17 protein-coding genes are annotated in these 19,020 nt (G+C 59.6%); 4 read left to right on the top strand and 13 right to left on the bottom strand.

Annotated elements, in window-relative coordinates:
- The first annotated feature begins 34 nt into the window (after positions 1–34).
- Complete coding sequence (gene glpD / locus ACSFE6_RS03305) at positions 35–1,573, top strand: glycerol-3-phosphate dehydrogenase (RefSeq protein WP_435426255.1); 1,539 nt, start codon at positions 35–37, stop codon at positions 1,571–1,573.
- A gap of 180 nt (positions 1,574–1,753) precedes the next feature.
- Here glpD and ACSFE6_RS03300 read toward each other — a convergent pair whose 3' ends face one another.
- The 3 genes from ACSFE6_RS03300 to ACSFE6_RS03290 all read right to left on the bottom strand — a co-directional run bounded on the left by ACSFE6_RS03300 (position 1,754) and on the right by ACSFE6_RS03290 (position 5,453).
- Positions 1,754–2,860 carry an NADH:flavin oxidoreductase/NADH oxidase gene (locus ACSFE6_RS03300; RefSeq protein WP_435426254.1) on the bottom strand — a complete coding sequence of 369 codons (1,107 nt, stop codon included), beginning with the start codon at positions 2,858–2,860 and terminating at the stop codon, positions 1,754–1,756.
- A 274-nt stretch (positions 2,861–3,134) separates the two neighbouring features.
- Complete coding sequence (gene recJ / locus ACSFE6_RS03295) at positions 3,135–4,844, bottom strand: single-stranded-DNA-specific exonuclease RecJ (RefSeq protein WP_435426253.1); 1,710 nt, start codon at positions 4,842–4,844, stop codon at positions 3,135–3,137.
- Between the two features lie 66 nt (positions 4,845–4,910).
- Positions 4,911–5,453: a YaeQ family protein gene (locus tag ACSFE6_RS03290; protein ID WP_435426252.1), complete on the bottom strand. Its 543-nt coding sequence runs from the start codon at positions 5,451–5,453 to the stop codon at positions 4,911–4,913.
- A gap of 148 nt (positions 5,454–5,601) precedes the next feature.
- Between ACSFE6_RS03290 and ACSFE6_RS03285 the strand changes: the two genes are divergently transcribed.
- Positions 5,602–6,801 (top strand): CaiB/BaiF CoA transferase family protein, encoded by a 1,200-nt coding sequence (locus ACSFE6_RS03285; protein WP_435426251.1) that lies wholly within the window; start codon positions 5,602–5,604, stop codon positions 6,799–6,801.
- A complete protein-coding gene (locus tag ACSFE6_RS03280) occupies positions 6,755–7,723 on the top strand; it encodes a TIGR02285 family protein (RefSeq protein ID WP_435426250.1) in 969 nt (322 codons plus the stop codon). The genes ACSFE6_RS03285 and ACSFE6_RS03280 overlap by 47 nt, the downstream gene beginning before the upstream one ends.
- A 170-nt stretch (positions 7,724–7,893) precedes the next feature.
- On the opposite strand, the gene ACSFE6_RS03275 is transcribed toward ACSFE6_RS03280, so the two are convergent.
- The 5 genes from ACSFE6_RS03275 to xerD all read right to left on the bottom strand — a co-directional run bounded on the left by ACSFE6_RS03275 (position 7,894) and on the right by xerD (position 13,337).
- Positions 7,894–8,181 (bottom strand): DUF3509 domain-containing protein, encoded by a 288-nt coding sequence (locus ACSFE6_RS03275; RefSeq protein WP_435426249.1) that lies wholly within the window; start codon positions 8,179–8,181, stop codon positions 7,894–7,896.
- 323 nt (positions 8,182–8,504) lie between these two features.
- On the bottom strand, positions 8,505–9,914 hold the full coding sequence (thrC, locus tag ACSFE6_RS03270; RefSeq protein WP_435426248.1) for a threonine synthase: 1,410 nt from the start codon (positions 9,912–9,914) through the stop codon (positions 8,505–8,507).
- 104 nt (positions 9,915–10,018) lie between these two features.
- Positions 10,019–11,323 (bottom strand): homoserine dehydrogenase, encoded by a 1,305-nt coding sequence (locus ACSFE6_RS03265; RefSeq protein ID WP_435426247.1) that lies wholly within the window; start codon positions 11,321–11,323, stop codon positions 10,019–10,021.
- A gap of 131 nt (positions 11,324–11,454) precedes the next feature.
- Positions 11,455–12,186 carry a bifunctional protein-disulfide isomerase/oxidoreductase DsbC gene (gene dsbC, locus ACSFE6_RS03260; protein WP_435426246.1) on the bottom strand — a complete coding sequence of 244 codons (732 nt, stop codon included), beginning with the start codon at positions 12,184–12,186 and terminating at the stop codon, positions 11,455–11,457.
- 254 nt (positions 12,187–12,440) lie between these two features.
- Entirely contained in the window at positions 12,441–13,337 is an 897-nt protein-coding gene (gene xerD / locus ACSFE6_RS03255; protein WP_435426245.1) for a site-specific tyrosine recombinase XerD, read from the bottom strand.
- Between the two features lie 108 nt (positions 13,338–13,445).
- Here xerD and ACSFE6_RS03250 point away from each other — a divergent pair, with 108 nt between their 5' ends.
- Positions 13,446–15,254: a cation:proton antiporter gene (locus ACSFE6_RS03250; protein ID WP_435426244.1), complete on the top strand. Its 1,809-nt coding sequence runs from the start codon at positions 13,446–13,448 to the stop codon at positions 15,252–15,254.
- 145 nt (positions 15,255–15,399) lie between these two features.
- On the opposite strand, the gene rplS is transcribed toward ACSFE6_RS03250, so the two are convergent.
- From rplS to ffh, 5 genes are all read right to left on the bottom strand, one after another.
- The gene (gene rplS, locus ACSFE6_RS03245; RefSeq protein ID WP_054593850.1) at positions 15,400–15,750 is read right to left on the bottom strand and encodes a 50S ribosomal protein L19; all 351 of its coding nucleotides are present in this window, start codon (positions 15,748–15,750) and stop codon (positions 15,400–15,402) included.
- Between the two features lie 45 nt (positions 15,751–15,795).
- Entirely contained in the window at positions 15,796–16,548 is a 753-nt protein-coding gene (gene trmD, locus ACSFE6_RS03240; RefSeq protein ID WP_435426243.1) for a tRNA (guanosine(37)-N1)-methyltransferase TrmD, read from the bottom strand.
- 2 nt (positions 16,549–16,550) lie between these two features.
- The gene (gene rimM, locus ACSFE6_RS03235) at positions 16,551–17,087 is read right to left on the bottom strand and encodes a ribosome maturation factor RimM (protein WP_110964738.1); all 537 of its coding nucleotides are present in this window, start codon (positions 17,085–17,087) and stop codon (positions 16,551–16,553) included.
- 5 nt (positions 17,088–17,092) lie between these two features.
- Positions 17,093–17,344: a 30S ribosomal protein S16 gene (gene rpsP, locus ACSFE6_RS03230; protein ID WP_007972721.1), complete on the bottom strand. Its 252-nt coding sequence runs from the start codon at positions 17,342–17,344 to the stop codon at positions 17,093–17,095.
- Positions 17,345–17,591: 247 nt separating this feature from the next.
- Positions 17,592–18,968 (bottom strand): signal recognition particle protein, encoded by a 1,377-nt coding sequence (ffh, locus tag ACSFE6_RS03225; protein ID WP_435426242.1) that lies wholly within the window; start codon positions 18,966–18,968, stop codon positions 17,592–17,594.
- Positions 18,969–19,020: the final 52 nt, after the last annotated feature.

Raw genomic sequence — 19,020 nt, 5'->3', positions numbered from 1 at the left:
TACAGAAAATCCAAGAATTCCGAGACCTTAGCCAATGCCCACTTCTACCTTGCCTGCGCCCCCTCTTGCCGAGGTCTACGATATCGCCGTCATTGGTGGTGGCATCAATGGCGTAGGAATCGCAGCGGATGCCGCCGGCCGTGGCCTCTCGGTGTTCCTTTGCGAAAAGGACGATCTGGCCAGCCACACGTCCTCAGCCAGTAGCAAGCTGATCCACGGTGGCCTGCGCTACCTCGAACATTACGAGTTCCGCCTGGTGCGCGAAGCGTTGGCCGAACGCGAAGTGCTGCTGGCCAAGGCGCCGCACATCGTCAAGCAAATGCGCTTTGTGCTGCCGCACCGCCCGCACCTGCGCCCGGCGTGGATGATCCGCGCCGGCCTGTTCCTGTATGACAATCTCGGCAAACGGGAACAGCTTCAAGGCTCGAAAAGCCTGAAATTCGGCCCGGACAGCGCACTGAAAAGCGAAATCACCAAAGGTTTCGAATACTCCGACTGCTGGGTCGACGATGCGCGCCTGGTGGTATTGAACGCCATGGCGGCCCGGGAAAAAGGCGCACATATCCACACCCAGACCCGTTGTGTCAGTGCACGCCGCACCAAAGGCCTGTGGCACCTGCACCTGGAGCGCGCCGATGGCAGCCTGTTTTCGATTAGCGCCAAGGCGTTGGTGAACGCAGCCGGCCCGTGGGTGGCCAAGTTCATTCGTGACGACCTGAAAATGGAGTCGCCATATGGCATCCGCCTGATCCAGGGCAGCCACCTGATCGTGCCGAAACTGTACGAAGGTGAACACGCGCACATTCTGCAAAACGAAGATCAGCGCATCGTGTTCACCATTCCGTACCTGAACCACTTCACCCTGATCGGCACCACCGACCGCGAATACACCGGCGATCCGGCCAAAGTGGCGATTACTGAAGGCGAAACCGATTACCTGCTGAACGTGGTCAACGCCCACTTCAAGAAGCAGATCGGCCGCGATGACATCCTGCACAGCTATTCCGGTGTGCGTCCGCTGTGCAACGACGAATCCGACAACCCGTCGGCCGTCACCCGCGATTACACCCTGGCGCTGTCGGGCAGCGGCGAAGAGGCGCCGCTGCTGTCGGTGTTCGGCGGCAAACTGACGACTTACCGCAAGCTGGCGGAGTCGGCGCTGGCGCAACTGGCGCCATACTTTCCGCGAATGACGCCGAGCTGGACCGCCCATGAAGCCCTGCCGGGCGGCGAAGGAATGACCACCCCGCAAGCCCTGAGCTCGCTAATCCGCGACAAATACGATTGGGTGCCCACTGAAATTTCCCGTCGCTGGGCCACCACCTACGGCAGCCGGACCTGGCGCATGCTTGAAGGGGTGCAAAACCTGAACGATCTGGGTGAACACATTGGCGGCGGACTCTACACCCGCGAAGTCGATTACCTGTGCAGTGAAGAGTGGGCTACCACCGCCCAGGACATCCTGTGGCGTCGCAGTAAGCTCGGCCTGTTCACCACCGCTGCAGAACAGGAAAAGCTCAAGGACTACCTGAACAAGGTCGAACACAACCGCAGCAAGATTGAAGCGGCCTGATTCCACCTGCGAAAAAAAGCCCTTGAACCTGGCGGTTCAGGGGCTTTTTCATGGCACCGATACTGTAGGAGCGAGCTTGCTCGCGATGGACGAAAGGACACCGCAGGGCATCAGGTTCCCAGCGTTACCGTTCACGACCATCGCGAGCAGAGCTCGCTCCTACAGGGTCAATCGCGGCGTTCAGTCGCGCAGATCCGATTCATGGATGGGCTGATCACGGTGCGTCGCCCGTTGATACTGCGCTGGCCAGACGGCCTTGCGGCCACCGAGGTCGTCATCCGCATGCAGCGGCCAATACGGGTCACGCAACAGTTCGCGAGCCAGGAAGATGATGTCCGCCTGACAGGTGCGCAGGATGTGTTCGGCCTGCGCCGGCTCGGTAATCATGCCAACGGTACCGGTGGCGATACCTGACTCCTTGCGTACGCGTTCGGCAAAGCGAGTCTGGTAACCGGGCCCGGTGGGAATTTCCGCGTTGACCGCGGTACCGCCCGACGAGACATCGATCAGGTCGACGCCCAAGGCTTTCAGCCGTCGCGCCAGCTCGACGGTTTCATCAGGATTCCAGCCGTCCTCCACCCAATCGGTGGCCGACACCCGGACAAACAGCGGCAACTCTTGCGGCCACACCGCGCGCACCGCTTCGCAGACCTGCAACACCAGGCGGATGCGATTTTCGAATGAACCACCGTACTGGTCACGCCGCTGATTACTCAGGGGCGAAAGAAACTGATGTAGCAGATAGCCATGGGCGGCGTGCACTTCCACCACTTTGAAACCGGCGGTCAACGCACGTTTGGCCGCATCGACGAAGGCCTGAATGATGCCGGCTATTTCGCCCTCTTCGAGTTGTTTGGGTTTTGTGTGTTCAGGGTCGAAAGCGATCGGTGACGGGCCGACCGGAAGCCAGCCGCCGTCTGCGGGTTTCACGCTGCCATGCTTGCCCAGCCATGGCCGCCAGGTACTGGCCTTGCGCCCCGCATGGGCCAGTTGGATACCGGCAACGCCGCCCTGAGCGGTAATGAAGCGGGTGATGCGTTGCAGGGGTTCGATTTGTTCATCGTTCCACAGGCCAAGGTCTTGCGCAGTGATACGGCCATCAGCGGTGACTGCCGTGGCTTCGGTAAATACCAGCCCGGCCCCGCCGATGGCACGGCTGCCCAGGTGGACCAGGTGCCAGTCATTGGCCAGGCCATCGACACTGGAATACTGGCACATTGGCGATACCGCGATGCGGTTGAGCAGGGTCAATTGGCGAAGGGTATAGGGTTCAAGCAGCAGACTCATGGGGCACCTCTCTAATCAGTGGTCAGGCTCCAGGGTTCTGTTTGAAAGTCGACGAGTGACTGGAAAAAGGAACGGCACCCGCCCCCGCGGGCAAAAAATTGACGAGACGTCACAAGGAAAATCAAGCAGTGATTAGAGCCTAGTCGACATCAGGGAATGTCGCCCCCTCTGTAGGAGCGAGCTTGCTCGCGATGGACGACAGAACACCGCGGGGTGTCAGGTGACGAGCGTTATCGTTGACGTCCATCGCGAGCAAGCTCGCTCCTACAAGGGCTTAACGCGGTTCGATGTGGGCAATCATCAGCTGAACGGTCTCGTTCCCACGGAATTCGTTGACATCGAGCTTGTAGGCCAATTCGACCCACTTGATGGTCGGGTTCGGCCAGATGTCACGGTCGATACCGAAGGCAATGCCATCGAGCTTGACCGAGCCGCACTCACTCCTGAGCACTACTTTCAAATGTCGTTCGCCGACCACCCGTTGTTCGACCAGTTGGAACACCCCATGAAACAGCGGCTCCGGGAAGTGCTGGCCCCAGGGGCCGGCATGACGCAGCGCGCGAGCCAGCTCCAGATGAAACTCCTCGACCGCCAGGGTCCCGTCCGACAACAGGCGCCCGGTCAGGTCTTCTTCGCGCAGTTGGCGACGCACTTCGGCATCAAAGGCTTCGGCAAACAGCGGGAAATTCGCCTCCGGCAGCGTCAGGCCGGCGGCCATGGCATGGCCACCGTACTTGGTGATCAGGTTCGGATGCTGCGCGGCCACCACGCTCAACGCATCACGAATATGAAAGCCCTGCACCGAGCGCCCCGAGCCCTTGAGCAAGCCGTCGCCGGCATCGGCAAAGGCAATGGTCGGACGGAAATAGCGTTCTTTCATGCGCGAAGCCAGGATACCGATGACACCCTGGTGCCATTCGGGATCGAACAGGCACAAACCGAACGGCATCGACTCCACCGGCAGATCCTTGAGCTGGGCCATCGCTTCACGCTGCATGCCCTGCTCGATGGATTTGCGGTCCTGGTTCATGCCGTCCAGTTGCGCAGCCATTTCCCTCGCCAGGGCGACATCTTCGGTGAGCAGGCACTCGATGCCCAGGCTCATGTCATCCAGGCGCCCCGCCGCGTTCAGGCGCGGGCCGACGATAAACCCCAGATCGGTCGAGGTGATGCGCGCATGGTCACGCTTGGCCACTTCCAGAATGGCCTTGATCCCCGGACGCGCACGTCCGGCACGTATCCGCTCCAGACCTTGATGCACCAGAATCCGGTTATTGGCATCCAGGGGTACCACGTCGGCCACGCTGCCCAGCGCCACCAGATCCAGCAACTCGCCGATGTTCGGCTGCGGCCGGGTTTCGTACCAGCCCAGGCTGCGCAAGCGCGCGCGCAAAGCCATCAGCACATAGAAAATCACCCCGACACCGGCCAGCGCCTTGCTCGGAAAACCGCAGCCAGGCTGGTTCGGATTGACGATCGCATCGGCCAGCGGCAATTCATCGCCGGGCAAGTGGTGATCGGTGACCAATACGTTGAGCCCAGCCTTCTTCGCCGCCGCCACGCCTTCGACGCTGGAGATGCCGTTGTCCACGGTGATCAACAGCTGTGGCTGGCGCTCCAGCGCCACCTTGACGATTTCCGGCGTCAGGCCGTAGCCATAGTCGAACCGGTTGGGCACCAGATAGTCGACATGCGCCGCACCCAGCAGGCGCAAACCCAGTGTGCCCACGGTGCTGGCCGTCGCGCCGTCAGCGTCGAAGTCGCCGACGATCAGGATCCGCTGCCGCTGCTCCAGCGCCACCACCAGCAAATCCACCGCCGCATCGATGCCCTTGAGCTGCTGGAACGGAATCAACCGTGCCAGGCTCTTGTCCAGCTCGACTTCGGACTGCACGCCCCGCGCCGCATAAAGGCGGGTCAACAGCGGCGGAATATCACCGAGGAATGGCAGGGTGTCGGGCAACAGGCGAGGTTCGATGCGCATGGGGTGACAGGTGCTTCTCTCAAGTTCGTAGGATTAAACCGGATGGCGCTGATCGACTGCGGGCAATCAGCCGCGTTCGCCGGCCAGCCACTGCAACTGGACTTCGTGCTGACCACGGTCGTCGGTGACGAAGATCGTCCCTTCGCTGATCATCACATCCCACTTGATAACGCGGGGCATGTCCTTGGCCAGGGTTTCCAGCACGTCCTGCGGCACGGCGGCGATGTTGACGTTTTTCAGGGTTTTGATGGCCGGGACGACCTTGCCTTCCCAGACGCGCAAACTGCCGTAGGCCAGCAGGCTGGTGCGTTCGGTGCGGCGCGAACACCAGGTCAGGCGCTCGGCATCCGGCTGACCGACCTCGATCCAGTGCAGGACGCGGTCATCCAGGCTTTTTTCCCACAGGGCAGGTTCATCCACTTCTGACAGACCACGGCCAAAAGACAGCTGCTCGTTGTACCAAAGGGCGTAGGCCAAGAGGCGCACGGTCATGCGTTCTTCGGTTTCCGAAGGATGGCGGGCAATGGTCTGCTTGACGCTCTCATAGACACTGCGGTCGAGGTCGGTCAGGTTCAGTTCAAACTTGTAGGTCGTGGACGGCTGGGCCATGAACGGGCTTCTTGATACGGGGAAAGGCGGCAAGTCTAACCGATGCGGCAGGCAATCATCGAATTGATGGCGATCTACCGTGAGCGCCTGACAGTCGGCTATGTTAAAACTCTGTATTCGCTCAGTCTCTTGTCCTACAGGATCCCGTATGTCGTTCACCGCCAAACCCCTCGCAGGTCTGAAAGTCATTGAATTGGGCACCTTGATTGCCGGCCCGTTTGCCTCGCGTATCTGCGCGGAATTCGGTGCCGAGGTGATCAAGATTGAATCCCCGGACGGTGGCGACCCGCTGCGTAAATGGCGCAAGTTGTACGAAGGCACTTCGCTGTGGTGGTTTGTGCAGGCACGCAATAAAAAATCCCTGACCCTGAACCTGAAACATCCCGAAGGCCTGGCGATTCTGAAAAAACTGCTTGGTGAAGCGGACATCCTGATCGAAAACTTCCGCCCCGGCGTCCTGGAAAAACTTGGCCTGGGCTGGGAAACCTTGCACGCACTCAACCCGAAACTGGTGATGGTCCGGCTTTCGGGCTTCGGCCAGACAGGACCGATGAAGGATCAGCCAGGCTTCGGTGCCGTCGGTGAGTCCATGGGCGGCCTGCGCTACATCACCGGGTTCGAGGACCGGCCACCGGTGCGTACCGGCATTTCCATCGGCGACTCGATTGCCGCGCTGTGGGGCGTGATCGGTGCGTTGATGGCGTTGCGTCACCGCGAGGTCAATGGCGGCCAGGGACAAGTGGTGGACGTGGCGCTGTATGAGGCGATCTTCGCCATGATGGAAAGCATGGTGCCGGAGTTCGATGTATTCGGCTTCATCCGCGAACGCACCGGCAACATCATGCCCGGCATCACCCCCTCTTCGATCCACACCAGCGCCGATGGCAAACATGTACAGATCGGCGCCAATGGCGACGCCATCTTCAAACGCTTCATGCTGATCATTGGCCGCGAAGACCTGGCCAATGACCCTCTGCTTGCCAGCAATGACGGCCGTGACAGCCGTCGCGACGAGCTCTATGGCGTCATCGATCGTTGGGTCAACTCGTTGCCGCTGGACGCAGTCCTTGAACACCTGAATCAGGCCGACGTCCCCGCCAGCCGGATATTCAGCGCCGAAGACATGTTCAGCGACCCGCAATACCTCGCCCGGGAAATGTTCCTGCAGGCCAAGCTACCGGATGGCAAAGACTTCAAGATGCCGGGAATCGTGCCGAAACTCTCTGATACACCCGGTGATTGTGAATGGGTCGGACCGCAATTGGGTGAGCACAACGCTCAGGTACTCCAGGAACTTGGCTATGACGCGTCGCAGATCGCACAGCTGCGCAAAGACGGAGCCATCTGAGCTGAAGCGTCCGCCTGCGCGGCACCCCAAGTTCCGTCCGGTACGTAACGGGCGGATATTGTGCGCGTTGGCGGGCATGCTGTTGATGACGTTCCTGGCCTTTCCCACGCTGGCCCAGCCCAAGGAAACCTTGCTCTGGCTGAAGCGGGATCTGCCGCCACTGTTCATTTTCGATGGCCCGAAGAAAGGCCAGGGGGTCATCGATCAGCTGTTGTCGCGGTTGATCGCCGGCATGCCGCAGTACCAACACAGCGTGATGAAGGTTAACCGTGCTCGCGGCTTGCAAATGCTCCACGAGCCTTCCCTTGTGTGCGACGCGGCACTGAACTGGAGCAAGGAGCGCGAAAGCTGGATTGCATTTTCCGTCCCGGTCTTTCGTGCAATGAGCAATGGCTTGGCGGTGAAGCGCATTGATCGCGAGGTGCTGACGCCGTTCATCAAGAATGGCGAAGTGGATCTGGCGGCGCTGCTGGCCACGGGCAGCGTCAGCCTGGGTATCGTTGCCGAGCGCAACTATGGCGAGTTCCTCGACGCGCTGATCAAACAGGCTCCGCCCAAAGCCCTGACGCTCCATTATGGCAACGATGCCTTGGGCAGCCTGTTGCAGATGCAACGTCTTGGACGCTTGCAACTGCTGCTCGGCTATCGACCGGAAATCCGCTACCAGGCACAGCAGCACGGGATCGCCGAGGATGAATTGTTGTTCTACCCGATCCGCGGTACAGGCAAGTACCTGTCCGGTTACATCGGCTGCACCGACACCCCTCAAGGCCGACAGGCAATCATCGAGATCAATCAACTGCTGCGTACCCTACCCCGTGATTACCTGAGCGAGGCTTACGCCGCCTGGCTCGACCCGGAAAGCCGCAGCGAGTATCTGGAAGCCTCCCGGCGGTTTTTCGAGGACCAGGCCGGACACTGACAAAATTCAGGCAAAAAGAAACCCCGAGAAGTGGGGAGACGACTCAGGGTTAAACGTGGCCTGCATAAAGACCCGTAGCAGCAAGCGACAAGCACCGGAGCACAATGCTTGATCCTGCTGTTAATGGGTCTGACTGACTTGGGCGCAGGAAGGTTCCCACAAATGACCCTTCAATTTCGGCTGGCGACCAGCTTGTCCTGGGCCGCATTGCGCAATGCGGCGATCACACAGGGCTCCAGGCGTCCTTCCGCGATCAGTAAGTCGCGATGCAAACCGTCGACCACATCGGTCAACGAGCGCTTGTCTGTCAACTGCACCTGATTGAACTCGCGCTCAACCACTTTGATGCCGCTCGCATTCCTCAATGTCACCCGGCATTCGCCCTGAAGGCCTGACGGGGTCAATGTCACCTGGTACGGGCTCAGAGCCTCACCGAGCAAGAGACTGATACTTTCCATCTCGATCACCACTCAATAGTCCGAAAACGAAGTGCCTGGGGCGTGTCTTAGTAAATGACCGCCAGCCCGAGAAGAAAGTTCTGAATGCCGAGTGCAGGCAGACCTGTGTCTCTGGTCGATTGAGCATGCATGGCAAAGATGACAGGGAAAAAACAGAGGTGTGGCGTTTGTCGGGTTCGCTGAGCAGCCACCCTCGTGGGAGCGAGCCTGCTCGCGAAGGCGGCGTATCAGTCAGCATCTTTTTTGAATGAGAGACCGCTTTCGCGAGCAGGCTCGCCCCCACAAGGGTTACAAGGCTGCTCGCGATGTTCAGCTATCGCAGCTTAAAGTGGCTTGCCGCGATTGCCATGCTGGCTGACGAAGCTCTGCACGGCTTTCAGGTCGTTCGGCAACACGGTGCAGCGTTCCTCCCGTTCAAACAGATCGGAAAGATGCTCAGGGAGATGCAGTGCTTTTCCTACACCGGCCTTTTCCACGGCATCCGGGAATTTGACCGGGTGAGCCGTGCCGAGGATCACCATCGGGATGTCCAGGCTGCGGCGGCATTCCCGTGCAGCCTTGACGCCGATCGCAGTGTGCGGATCCAGCACTTCACCGGTCTGCTCGTAGACCTCGGCGATGGTTTCGCAGGTTTGCGCATCATCCACAGCCAGCGAGTCGAACAGCTTGCGTGCTTCGGTCCAACGCTCTTGTTCGACGCTGAAACCACCACCCTGCTTGAAGCTGTCCATCAACCCGGCAATCGCCGCACCGTTGCGACCGTGCAGGTCGAACAGCAGACGCTCGAAGTTCGACGACACCATGATGTCCATGGATGGCGACAGGGTGGCGTGCAGGGTTTCCTTGACGTACTGATTACCGCTCATGAAGCGGTGCAGAATGTCGTTGCGGTTGGTCGCGACGATCAACTGGTTGATCGGCAAGCCCATGTTACGCGCCAGGTATCCGGCAAAGATGTCGCCGAAGTTGCCGGTCGGCACCGAGAACGACACCGAGCGCGCCGGGCCACCCAGTTGCAGGGCCGCGTGGAAGTAGTAAACGATCTGGGCCATGATCCGCGCCCAGTTGATCGAGTTCACCGCCACCAGGCGTGTGCCCTTGAGGAAGCCCTGGTCGGCGAAGCTCGCCTTGACCATCTCCTGGCAGTCATCGAAGTTACCTTCGATGGCGATGTTGTGGATGTTGTCACCGAAAATGGTGGTCATCTGCCGACGCTGCACTTCGGACACGCGGTTGTGCGGGTGCAGGATGAAGATGTCGACGTTTTCGCAGTGCTTGCAACCTTCGATGGCGGCCGAACCGGTATCACCGGAGGTGGCACCCACGATCACCACGCGCTCGCCGCGCTTTTCCAGCACGTAGTCGAGCAGGCGGCCGAGCAGTTGCAGGGCGAAGTCCTTGAATGCCAGGGTCGGGCCGTGGAACAGCTCCATCACCCATTCGTTGCCGTTCAACTGACGCAGTGGTGCGACGGCGCTGTGGGCGAATACGCCGTAGGTTTCTTCAAGGATCTTTTTGAAATCGGCATCAGGGATGCTGCCGGTGACGAACGGGCGCATGACGCGGAAAGCCAGCTCGTGATATGGCAGGCCGGCCCAGGAAGCGATTTCTTCCTGGGTGAAACGTGGCAGGTTTTCCGGGACGTACAGACCGCCGTCGGTGGCAAGGCCAGCCAGCAGGACGTCTTCGAAATTCAGGGCCGGTGCCTGGCCGCGGGTACTGATGTAGCGCATGGGGGCAAACCTTCGGTTTGGGCTTCAAGCTTCAAGCTTCAAGCTACAAGTCAAAAGCAACTCCGCTTTTACTTGCAGCTTGCAGCTTGCGGCTTGCAGCTGTGTTAATTCAAATGTTCGACGCGAATCCGGACTACCGGCCCTACCACGCCCTGAAGAGCTTCCAGTGCCTGGATCGCATCATTGATATGCTGCTCCAGCACGCGGTGGGTCAGCAGGATCATCGGCACCAGGCCGTCGTGCTCCTCGACTTCCTTCTGCATGATCGACTCGATGTTGATCCCGCGCTCGGACAGGATGCTTGCCACCTGGGCCAGTACGCCCGGGTGATCCTTGGCCTGAATGCGCAGGTAGTAGGCGCTTTCACAGGCTTCGATCGGCAGGATTGGATGGGCCGACAGCGAGTCTGGCTGGAAGGCCAGGTGAGGTACGCGGTTCTCCGGGTCGGAGGTCATGGCGCGAACCACGTCCACCAGGTCGGCGATCACCGACGAAGCGGTCGGTTCCATGCCGGCGCCGGCGCCGTAGAACAGGGTCGAACCGGCGGCGTCGCCATTGACCATTACTGCGTTCATCACGCCGTTGACATTGGCGATCAGGCGATCGGCCGGGATCAGCGTCGGGTGCACACGCAGCTCGATACCGGTCGCGGTGCTGCGCGCCACGCCCAGGTGCTTGATGCGATAGCCCAGCGCTTCGGCGTAGTTCACGTCAGCGGTGGTCAACTTGGTGATGCCTTCGGTATAGGCCTTATCGAACTGCAGCGGGATACCGAAAGCGATGGACGCCAGGATCGTCAGCTTGTGCGCTGCGTCGATGCCTTCGACGTCAAAGGTTGGATCGGCTTCGGCGTAACCCAATGCCTGGGCTTCGGCCAGCACGTCTTCAAAGGTCCGGCCCTTCTCACGCATTTCGGTAAGAATGAAGTTACCAGTGCCGTTGATGATCCCGGCGACCCAGTTGATGCGGTTGGCGGACAAACCTTCACGGATCGCCTTGATCACCGGAATGCCACCGGCCACGGCCGCTTCGAACGCAACGATCACGCCCTTCTCGCGAGCCTTGGCGAAAATTTCATTACCGTGAACGGCGATAAGCGCCTTGTTCGCGGTGACCACATGCTTGCCATTCTCGATGGCCTTGAGTACCAGCTCGCGGGCAACGGTATAGCCGCCCATCAGCTCTATGACGATGTCGATCTCAGGGTTCGTGGCCACTTCGAAGACATCGTTGGTAATCGCAATACCGGTCGTTTGGAACTGAGGCTTTGGCGTGCGAATGGCAATTTGCGCCACTTCGATCCCACGCCCTGCACGACGAGCAATTTCCTCGGCGTTGCGCTGAAGTACGTTGAAGGTACCGCCACCGACGGTCCCTAACCCACAGATGCCTACTTTGACCGGTTTCACTGTGAACTCCCCATAAAACGGCCGACGCAAGGCCGGCCGTGAAAACAGCCGCAGAATCGCGACTCTCTATTAATGGCCCGGCGATGTCGCTGCCGGACCATGATCGTCATGGCTGCCATGACGATGCGAATTTACTTCGCGCCCAGCGCCAGTTTGGCGACTTGTGGCGCAGGCTGATAGCCCGGAATGACCTGACCGTCGGCCAAAACGATGGCCGGCGTACCGTTCACGCCAATCGACTGGCCGAGGGCGAACTGCTTGGACACCGGGTTATCGCACTTGGCGGCCTTGATCTCCTTGCCCTCGACCATCTTGTCCATGGCCGCTTTCTTGTCTTTCGAGCACCATACCGCTTGCAGTTGCTCGTCACCCGGAGAGCCCAGGCCCTGGCGCGGAAACGCCACGTAACGCACTTCGATGCCACGCTTGTTCAGCTCGGGCACTTCGGCGTGCAGCTTGTGGCAGTAGGGGCAGGTGGTGTCGGTGAACACGGTGATGTGCGATTTGGTTTCGCCAATGGCCGGGTACACCACGGTTTCAGCGACCGGAATCTCGTTGATCAGCTTGGAGATGCCCAGGCGTTCGGTCTTCTCGGTCAGGTTGACCGGCTTGCCGTCCTTGAGCTGGAACATGTAGCCCTGCACCACGTACTGGCCGTCGGCGCTGGCGTACAGCACGCGACTGCCCTTGAGCTTGACTTCGTACAGGCCCGGCAAGGGACTGGCGGTGATGGTTTCTACCGGCACTTCGAGCTGGAGGTTTTCCAGGCTTTTACGGATGGCTTTGTCGGCCGCGTCATCGGCGACGGCAAAGGTGCTGACCAACGCAATGGCGGCGGCGGCGAAAATCTGGGTCAGACGCATGAGAACTCCTGAAGGCGGACAAATGGAACGCTCAGAACGCCGGTCGCGAAACACCGGGTCATAACCGCCCATCGTGCAAACCGGCAAAGCCTACCACATAAGGTCGCCAGGGCCGAATGCGCCTGTCGCCAGACTTCGGAACACCATAGAACCCTGTGGGAGCGGGCTTGCCCGCGATTGCAGTGTGTCAGGCACCATTAATGTTGGATCTGATGAACTCATCGCGGGCAAGCCCGCTCCCACAGGGATTTCGGTCAACCACGCGGGTGGTGTTTGGCATGCAGATCCTGCAACCGCGCCCGGGCGACGTGGGTATAGATCTGCGTGGTCGACAAATCGCTGTGCCCCAGCAACATCTGCACCACCCGCAAGTCAGCGCCATGGTTGAGAAGGTGTGTGGCAAACGCATGACGCAAGGTGTGTGGCGACAGCGACTTGCCGATCCCCGCGACCTTGGCCTGATGCTTGATCCGGTGCCAGAACGTCTGGCGGGTCATCTGCTCCCCCCGCTGGCTGGGGAACAACACATCACTGGGACGCCCGCCGAGCAACTCGGCACGGCCATCGCGCAGGTAGCGCTCGACCCAGACAATCGCCTCCTCGCCCATCGGCACCAGCCGCTCCTTGCTGCCCTTGCCCATCACCCGCAAGACGCCCTGGCGCAGGTTGACCTGTTCCAGCGTCAGGCTGACCAGTTCCGTCACCCGCAAGCCGCAGGCGTACAACACCTCGAGCATGGCCCGATCACGCTGACCGATCGCTTCGCTTAAATCCGGTGCCGCCAGCAAGGCTTCGACATCCGCTTCCGACAAGGATTTGGGTAACGGCCTGCCGAGTTGCGGCATGTCGACACGAAGGGTCGGATCGACGGCGACCAGCTTTTCCCTCAACAAATAGCGATAGAAGCCCCGCACACCGGAGAGAAATCGCGCAGTGGACCGAGGTTTGTAGTTTTGTTCCACGCGCCAAGCGAGGTGATCAAGGATCAATTCCCGACCCGCGCTGGCCAGCTCCAGATCTTTTTCCTGCAACCAGCCGTTGAACAGTGCGAGGTCACTGCGATAAGCATCGCGGGTGTTATCGGAAAGACCTTTCTCCAACCACAGGGCGTCAAGGAATTGGTCTATCAATGGATGATCGATGGCAGGCATGGGCACTCAATTCGCGCAGATTGACACCTGCGCACAAAAATCAGCATGGACGTTAAAAACGGCCGCTAGTCTTTCATAGCGCGCTATTTCAAGGAACAGGGAGCGGTAATGAGCGAACAGCAGATTTTGTTGGCGTTGGGTGGTATTGGTGCGGCAGCGTTGGGCTGCCAGTGGCTGGCCTGGCGCTTGAAATTGCCGGCCATTCTGTTTCTGCTGTTGACCGGCATCCTGGTCGGACCTGTGTTGCACTTGCTCGACCCCGAAGAAATGTTCGGGCCTTTGTTGATGCCCCTGGTATCCCTCGCAGTAGCGTTGATCCTGTTCGAAGGCAGCCTGACACTGCATTTGTCGGAATGGCGGGAAGTCGGCAGCGTGGTCCGTCGCCTGGTGACTCTCGGCGCCCTTTCGACCTGGGTGGTCATCGCCCTGGCCACTCACTGGTTGCTGGGATTCGACTGGATGCTGGCGGCCCTGTTCGGCAGCCTGACTCTGGTCACCGGGCCGACCGTGATTGTGCCGATGCTGCGGGTTGTGCGCCCCAAAGCCTCGATTGCCAGCATCCTGCGCTGGGAAGGCATTGTCATCGACCCCATCGGTGCCTTGCTGGCCGTGGTGGTCTATAGCTTCATCATCGCCAGCGCCGAGGACAGTGGCCTTTCGCAAAGCCTGCTGACCTTTGCCGGGGTTATTCTGTGCGGCAGCCTGTTCGGCATTGCGGGTGGCTGGGTGTTGGGCACCATCATTCGTCGACATTGGCTGCCGGAGTACCTGCACAACCTGGCTTCCCTGGCCGCTGTCCTGGGTATCTTCATTGCCTCCAGCGAAGTGATGAATGAATCCGGCCTGTTGGCGGTGACGCTGATGGGCATGTGGCTGGCCAACATGAAGGGCGTGGATGTGCGGCACATCCTGCACTTCAAGGAAAACCTCAGTGTCCTGCTGATTTCCGGGCTGTTCATATTGCTGGCGGCACGGTTGGACCTGAACGCCTTGATCGCCCTCGGGCCACTGGTATTGATTCTGCTGCTGATCATTCAATTCATTGCACGCCCCCTGAACGTGCTGCTCTGCACGGCGGGCTCGAGCCTGAGCTGGCGCGAGCGGGCACTGCTGTCATGGATCGCCCCACGGGGTATCGTCGCCGCAGCGGTGTCCGCCGTATTCGCCATCCGCCTGGACGAAATCGGGCACGATGGTGCGCTGCTACTCGTGCCGCTGACCTTTGCCGTGATCATCGGCACCGTCGTGCTGCAAAGTGCGACGGCACGCCCGCTGGCGCGCCTGCTGAAGGTTGCGGAACCGGCGCCCAGTGGTTTTCTGATCATCGGCGCCAACGGTCCTGCACGCACCCTCGGTAAAGCACTGCAACAACTGGATACCCGTGTTCTACTGACCGACTCCAGCTGGGAAAATATCCGCGCGGCCCGTATGGAAGGTTTACCCACCTATTTCGGCAATCCAGCCTCACAACATGCTGATGCGCACCTGGATCTGGTGGGGCTTGGCCACTTGCTGGCGCTGTCACCATCAGGCGAAATGAATACGCTGGCATTGATGCGCTTCCGTCACGACTTCGGCCATCAGCGAATGTTCGGCCTGACCAGCGGCCAGGAAAGTCGCCGCTCCGACAAGCACCGGACCAGCCTGGAGCATCGCGCCAATCAATTGGGCAACGAGGCACTGACCTACGGCAAGTTCGCCAGTCAACTGAGCCAGGGGGCCGAGTTGTACACCACGACATTGAAGGATGGCTTCGGCTGGGACGATTACCGGGCGCTGCACGGCGATCGCGCAACGCTGCTGTTCATGCGCGACGACAGTGGCTGGGTGCATGTGGTGACGCCGGATAGCTCGCTGAAACCCACATCGGGGTGGACATTGCTGGCGTTGATTCAGCCTGAGATTGCCGGCGCCTGAAATATCGCTTCGCGAGCAGGCTCGCTCCCACAGGGAACTGCATGCCACGCCTGCTCGCGAAAGCCACGACTCGGAATCCGGTCATAAATCGCGGGCAACAAAAAAGCAGCCCGTAGGCTGCTTTTTTCTGCATCGGAAGCTGGACTTAAACCAGTTTTTCCTTGATGCGAGCTGCTTTACCCGACAGGTCGCGCAGGTAGTACAGCTTGGCTTTACGTACGTCACCGCGACGCTTCACAGCCATGCTGTCGATTTGCGGGCTGTAGGTCTGGAAAGTACGCTCTACGCCAACACCGTTGGAGATTTTACGAACGGTGAATGCACTGTTTACGCCGCGGTTACGCTTGGCGATAACAACACCTTCGAACGCTTGCAGACGCGAACGGTCGCCTTCCTTCACTTTCACCTGAACGACAATGGTGTCGCCCGGGGCAAAGGTAGGGATCTCTTTGGTCATCTGCTCTGCTTCGAGTGCAAGGATGATTTTGTTAGTCATGCTGTGCTCCTAAGGTAAATCGTCGGATCTACCATCGATACGTTGTTAACTATCGTCCCGCTCGCGGATGTATTCCTCGAGCAGCTTCTTCTCTTCTCCAGAAAGCGAGCGGCTTTCCAGAAGATCGGCGCGTCGTTCATAGGTCCGACCAAGGGACTGCTGTAAACGCCAACGCCGGATGTGCGCGTGATTGCCACTTAGCAATACGTCGGGAACACGCTGATCCGCATACACCTCCGGTCGGGTGTAGTGCGGGCAATCCAGCAGACCATCCGTAAAGGAATCTTCCTCGGCGGAGCCTGCATGCCCTAAAGCTCCAGGCAGCAGTCGTGTAACCGCATCGATCATGACCATCGCCGGCAGCTCGCCGCCAGACAGTACATAGTCACCAATCGACCACTCTTCATCGACATGAGCGTCTATAAAGCGCTCGTCAATGCCTTCATAACGGCCGGCAATCAGGATCAATGCATCCAGATTCGCCAACTCGCGTACCGCCGACTGAGTCAGTTGACGGCCTTGGGGGGACAGGTAAATCACCTTCGCTCCCTCCCCGGCGGCTGCCTTGGCCTGAACCAATGCATCTTCCAGGGGCTTGATCTTCATCACCATGCCCGGACCACCGCCAAATGGGCGATCATCCACAGTGTGATGTCGATCCGTCGTGTAGTCTCGCGGATTCCAACAGGTCAGCTGCAAGAGCCCCTGTTTCACCGCCCGACTGGTGATGCCGTACTCGCTGATGGCGGAGAACATCTCGGGAAACAAACTGATCACTTCTACGCGCAAGTTAGCCACGCTTAGAAATCCGCGTCCCAATCCACCTTCATCTCGCCCGCGACCAGGTCGACGGCCAACACGCATTGCTCCGTATAGGGCAACAGGCGTTCGCGATCATCCAGGCTGCCAGCGCAAGGCTTGACCACCATTACATCATTCGAGCCGGTCTCCAGCAGGTGATCGATCTTCCCAAACAGCTGTCCGAGCGTGTCGATGACCTTGAGACCTTCCAGCTGGTACCAGTAGTACTCGCCGTCGGTCAGTTCAGGGAACAGGTTGCGCGGCACGCAGATCTCATAACCGGCCAGAAGACGCGCTTCTTCACGATCATCGAGACCCTTGAGCTTTGCGACCAGGAACTTGTCGTTCCCGCGTCCGCTGACCAGCTCTACCTGCTTTACATGGCCGTCACGCTTGAGCGTCCAGGCTTTGTAGTTCAGCAGGTTTTTGATCGGATCAGTAAAGGAATACACCTTCACTTCGCCGCGAACGCCGTGAACAGAGTAAATCTTGCCGATAACGATCAAATCATCAGCAACAGCTGGCGTCGCGTTCATATTGCTCAGGCCGCAGCCTTGGCAGATTCCTTCAACAACTGAGCAACGCGCTCAGAAGGTTGTGCACCAACGCTCAGCCAGTAGGCTACGCGCTCTTGGTTCACGGACAGACGAACTTCCTGACCACGGGCAACAGGGTTGAAGTAACCAACCTGTTCTTTGTGGGAACCGTCACGCGGGTTGCGGCTGTCGGTTACGGTCAGGTGGTAAAACGGGCGCTTTTTGGAGCCGCCAAGGGCAAGACGGATTGTTAGCATGTGAACATCGTTCCTGTAGTCGGTGCTGCAAATCTAAAGGCACAGCGGGCATGGGTGCCCGAAAGGCCGCATATTCTAAGGAATATCCGGACTTTTGCAAATGACTTTTTCCGGCGCCTATGGCAAGCCGTGCAGATTTGCGATAGAGCCGTCGATAAAACGGCCGGTCAGTTCCCGCCAAGTGCGGGTTTACTGTAGATCCCGCGTCCTTGCGGGACTGCGCCGGCGCGACGGCCGGCGAGTACTTTCAGATCTTTGGCATGCCGCCGCCGGGCAACATTCCGCCCATGCCGCGCATCATTTTCGCCATTCCGCCCTTGGCGGAGAATTTCTTCATCATCTTCTGCATCTGCTTGTGTTGCTTGATCAAGCGACCGATGTCCTGCACCTGGGTGCCGGAACCCATGGCGATACGACGCTTGCGCGAGCCACTGATCAGCTCAGGGTCGCGGCGCTCGGCCGGGGTCATGGAGTTGATAATGGCTTCCATCTGCTTGAACTGCTTCTCTGCCGCACTCTGGGCGTTGCCCATCTGCGCCAGATTCACACCGCCCATGTTCGGCAGTTTGTCCATGAGGCCGCCAAGGCCGCCCATGTTCTTCATCTGTTGCAGCTGGTCACGGAAGTCTTCGAGGTCGAAGCCCTTGCCCTTCTTCAGCTTCTTGGCCAGCTTGTCGGCCTTTTCCTTGTCGAGGGTGGCTTCTGCCTGCTCGATCAGGCTGAGCACGTCGCCCATGCCGAGAATGCGCGAGGCGATACGCTCAGGGTGGAACGGGTCGAGCGCTTCGCTCTTCTCGCCCATACCGATGAACTTGATCGGCTTGCCGGTAATGGCGCGGACCGACAGGGCGGCACCGCCACGGGCATCGCCGTCTACCTTCGTCAGGATCACACCGGTCAGCGGTAGCGCGTCACCAAAGGCCTTGGCCGTGTTGGCGGCGTCCTGGCCGGTCATGGCGTCGACGACGAACAGTGTTTCGACCGGGTTGATCGCGGCGTGCAGGGCCTTGATTTCGCCCATCATCTCTTCGTCGATGTGCAGGCGACCGGCGGTATCGACAATGACCACGTCGATGAATTTGAGTTTTGCTTCCTTTATAGCCGCCTGGGCGATGTCGACCGGCTTCTGGCTCAGGTCGGACGGGAAGAATGTCACACCGATGTCGTTGGCCAGGGTTTCCAGCTGCTTGATCGCCGCCGGACGGTAAACGTCCGCCGACACAACCATCACCGACTTCTTCTTGCGCTCTTTAAGGAAACGCGCAAGCTTGCCGGCGGTCGTGGTTTTACCAGCACCCTGCAGACCGGCCATCAAGATGACGGCAGGCGGAACCGCACTCAGGTTCAGGTCTTCGTTGGCCGCACCCATCAGGCTCTCGAGTTCGGCCTGGACGATTTTCACAAAGGCCTGGCCCGGTGTCAGGCTGCGCGACACTTCGGTGCCGACGGCACGTTCCTTGACCGAATTGACGAAGTCCTTCACCACCGGCAAGGCAACGTCGGCTTCGAGCAACGCCATGCGCACTTCGCGCAGGGTGTCTTTGATATTGTCCTCGGTCAGCTTCGCCTTGCCGGTGACATGGCGCAGCGTCTGCGAGAGACGGTCGGTTAAGTTTTCAAACATTGCGCGATCCTTTCAGGCCCTGTGTAGACCGGGATAATGGCGGCCCGAACCG

It is taken from the genome of Pseudomonas baetica (assembly GCF_051216495.1).
Classification (GTDB): Bacteria; Pseudomonadota; Gammaproteobacteria; order Pseudomonadales; family Pseudomonadaceae; genus Aquipseudomonas; species Aquipseudomonas baetica_B.
This window is presented reverse-complemented; position numbering and strand designations above follow the sequence as displayed.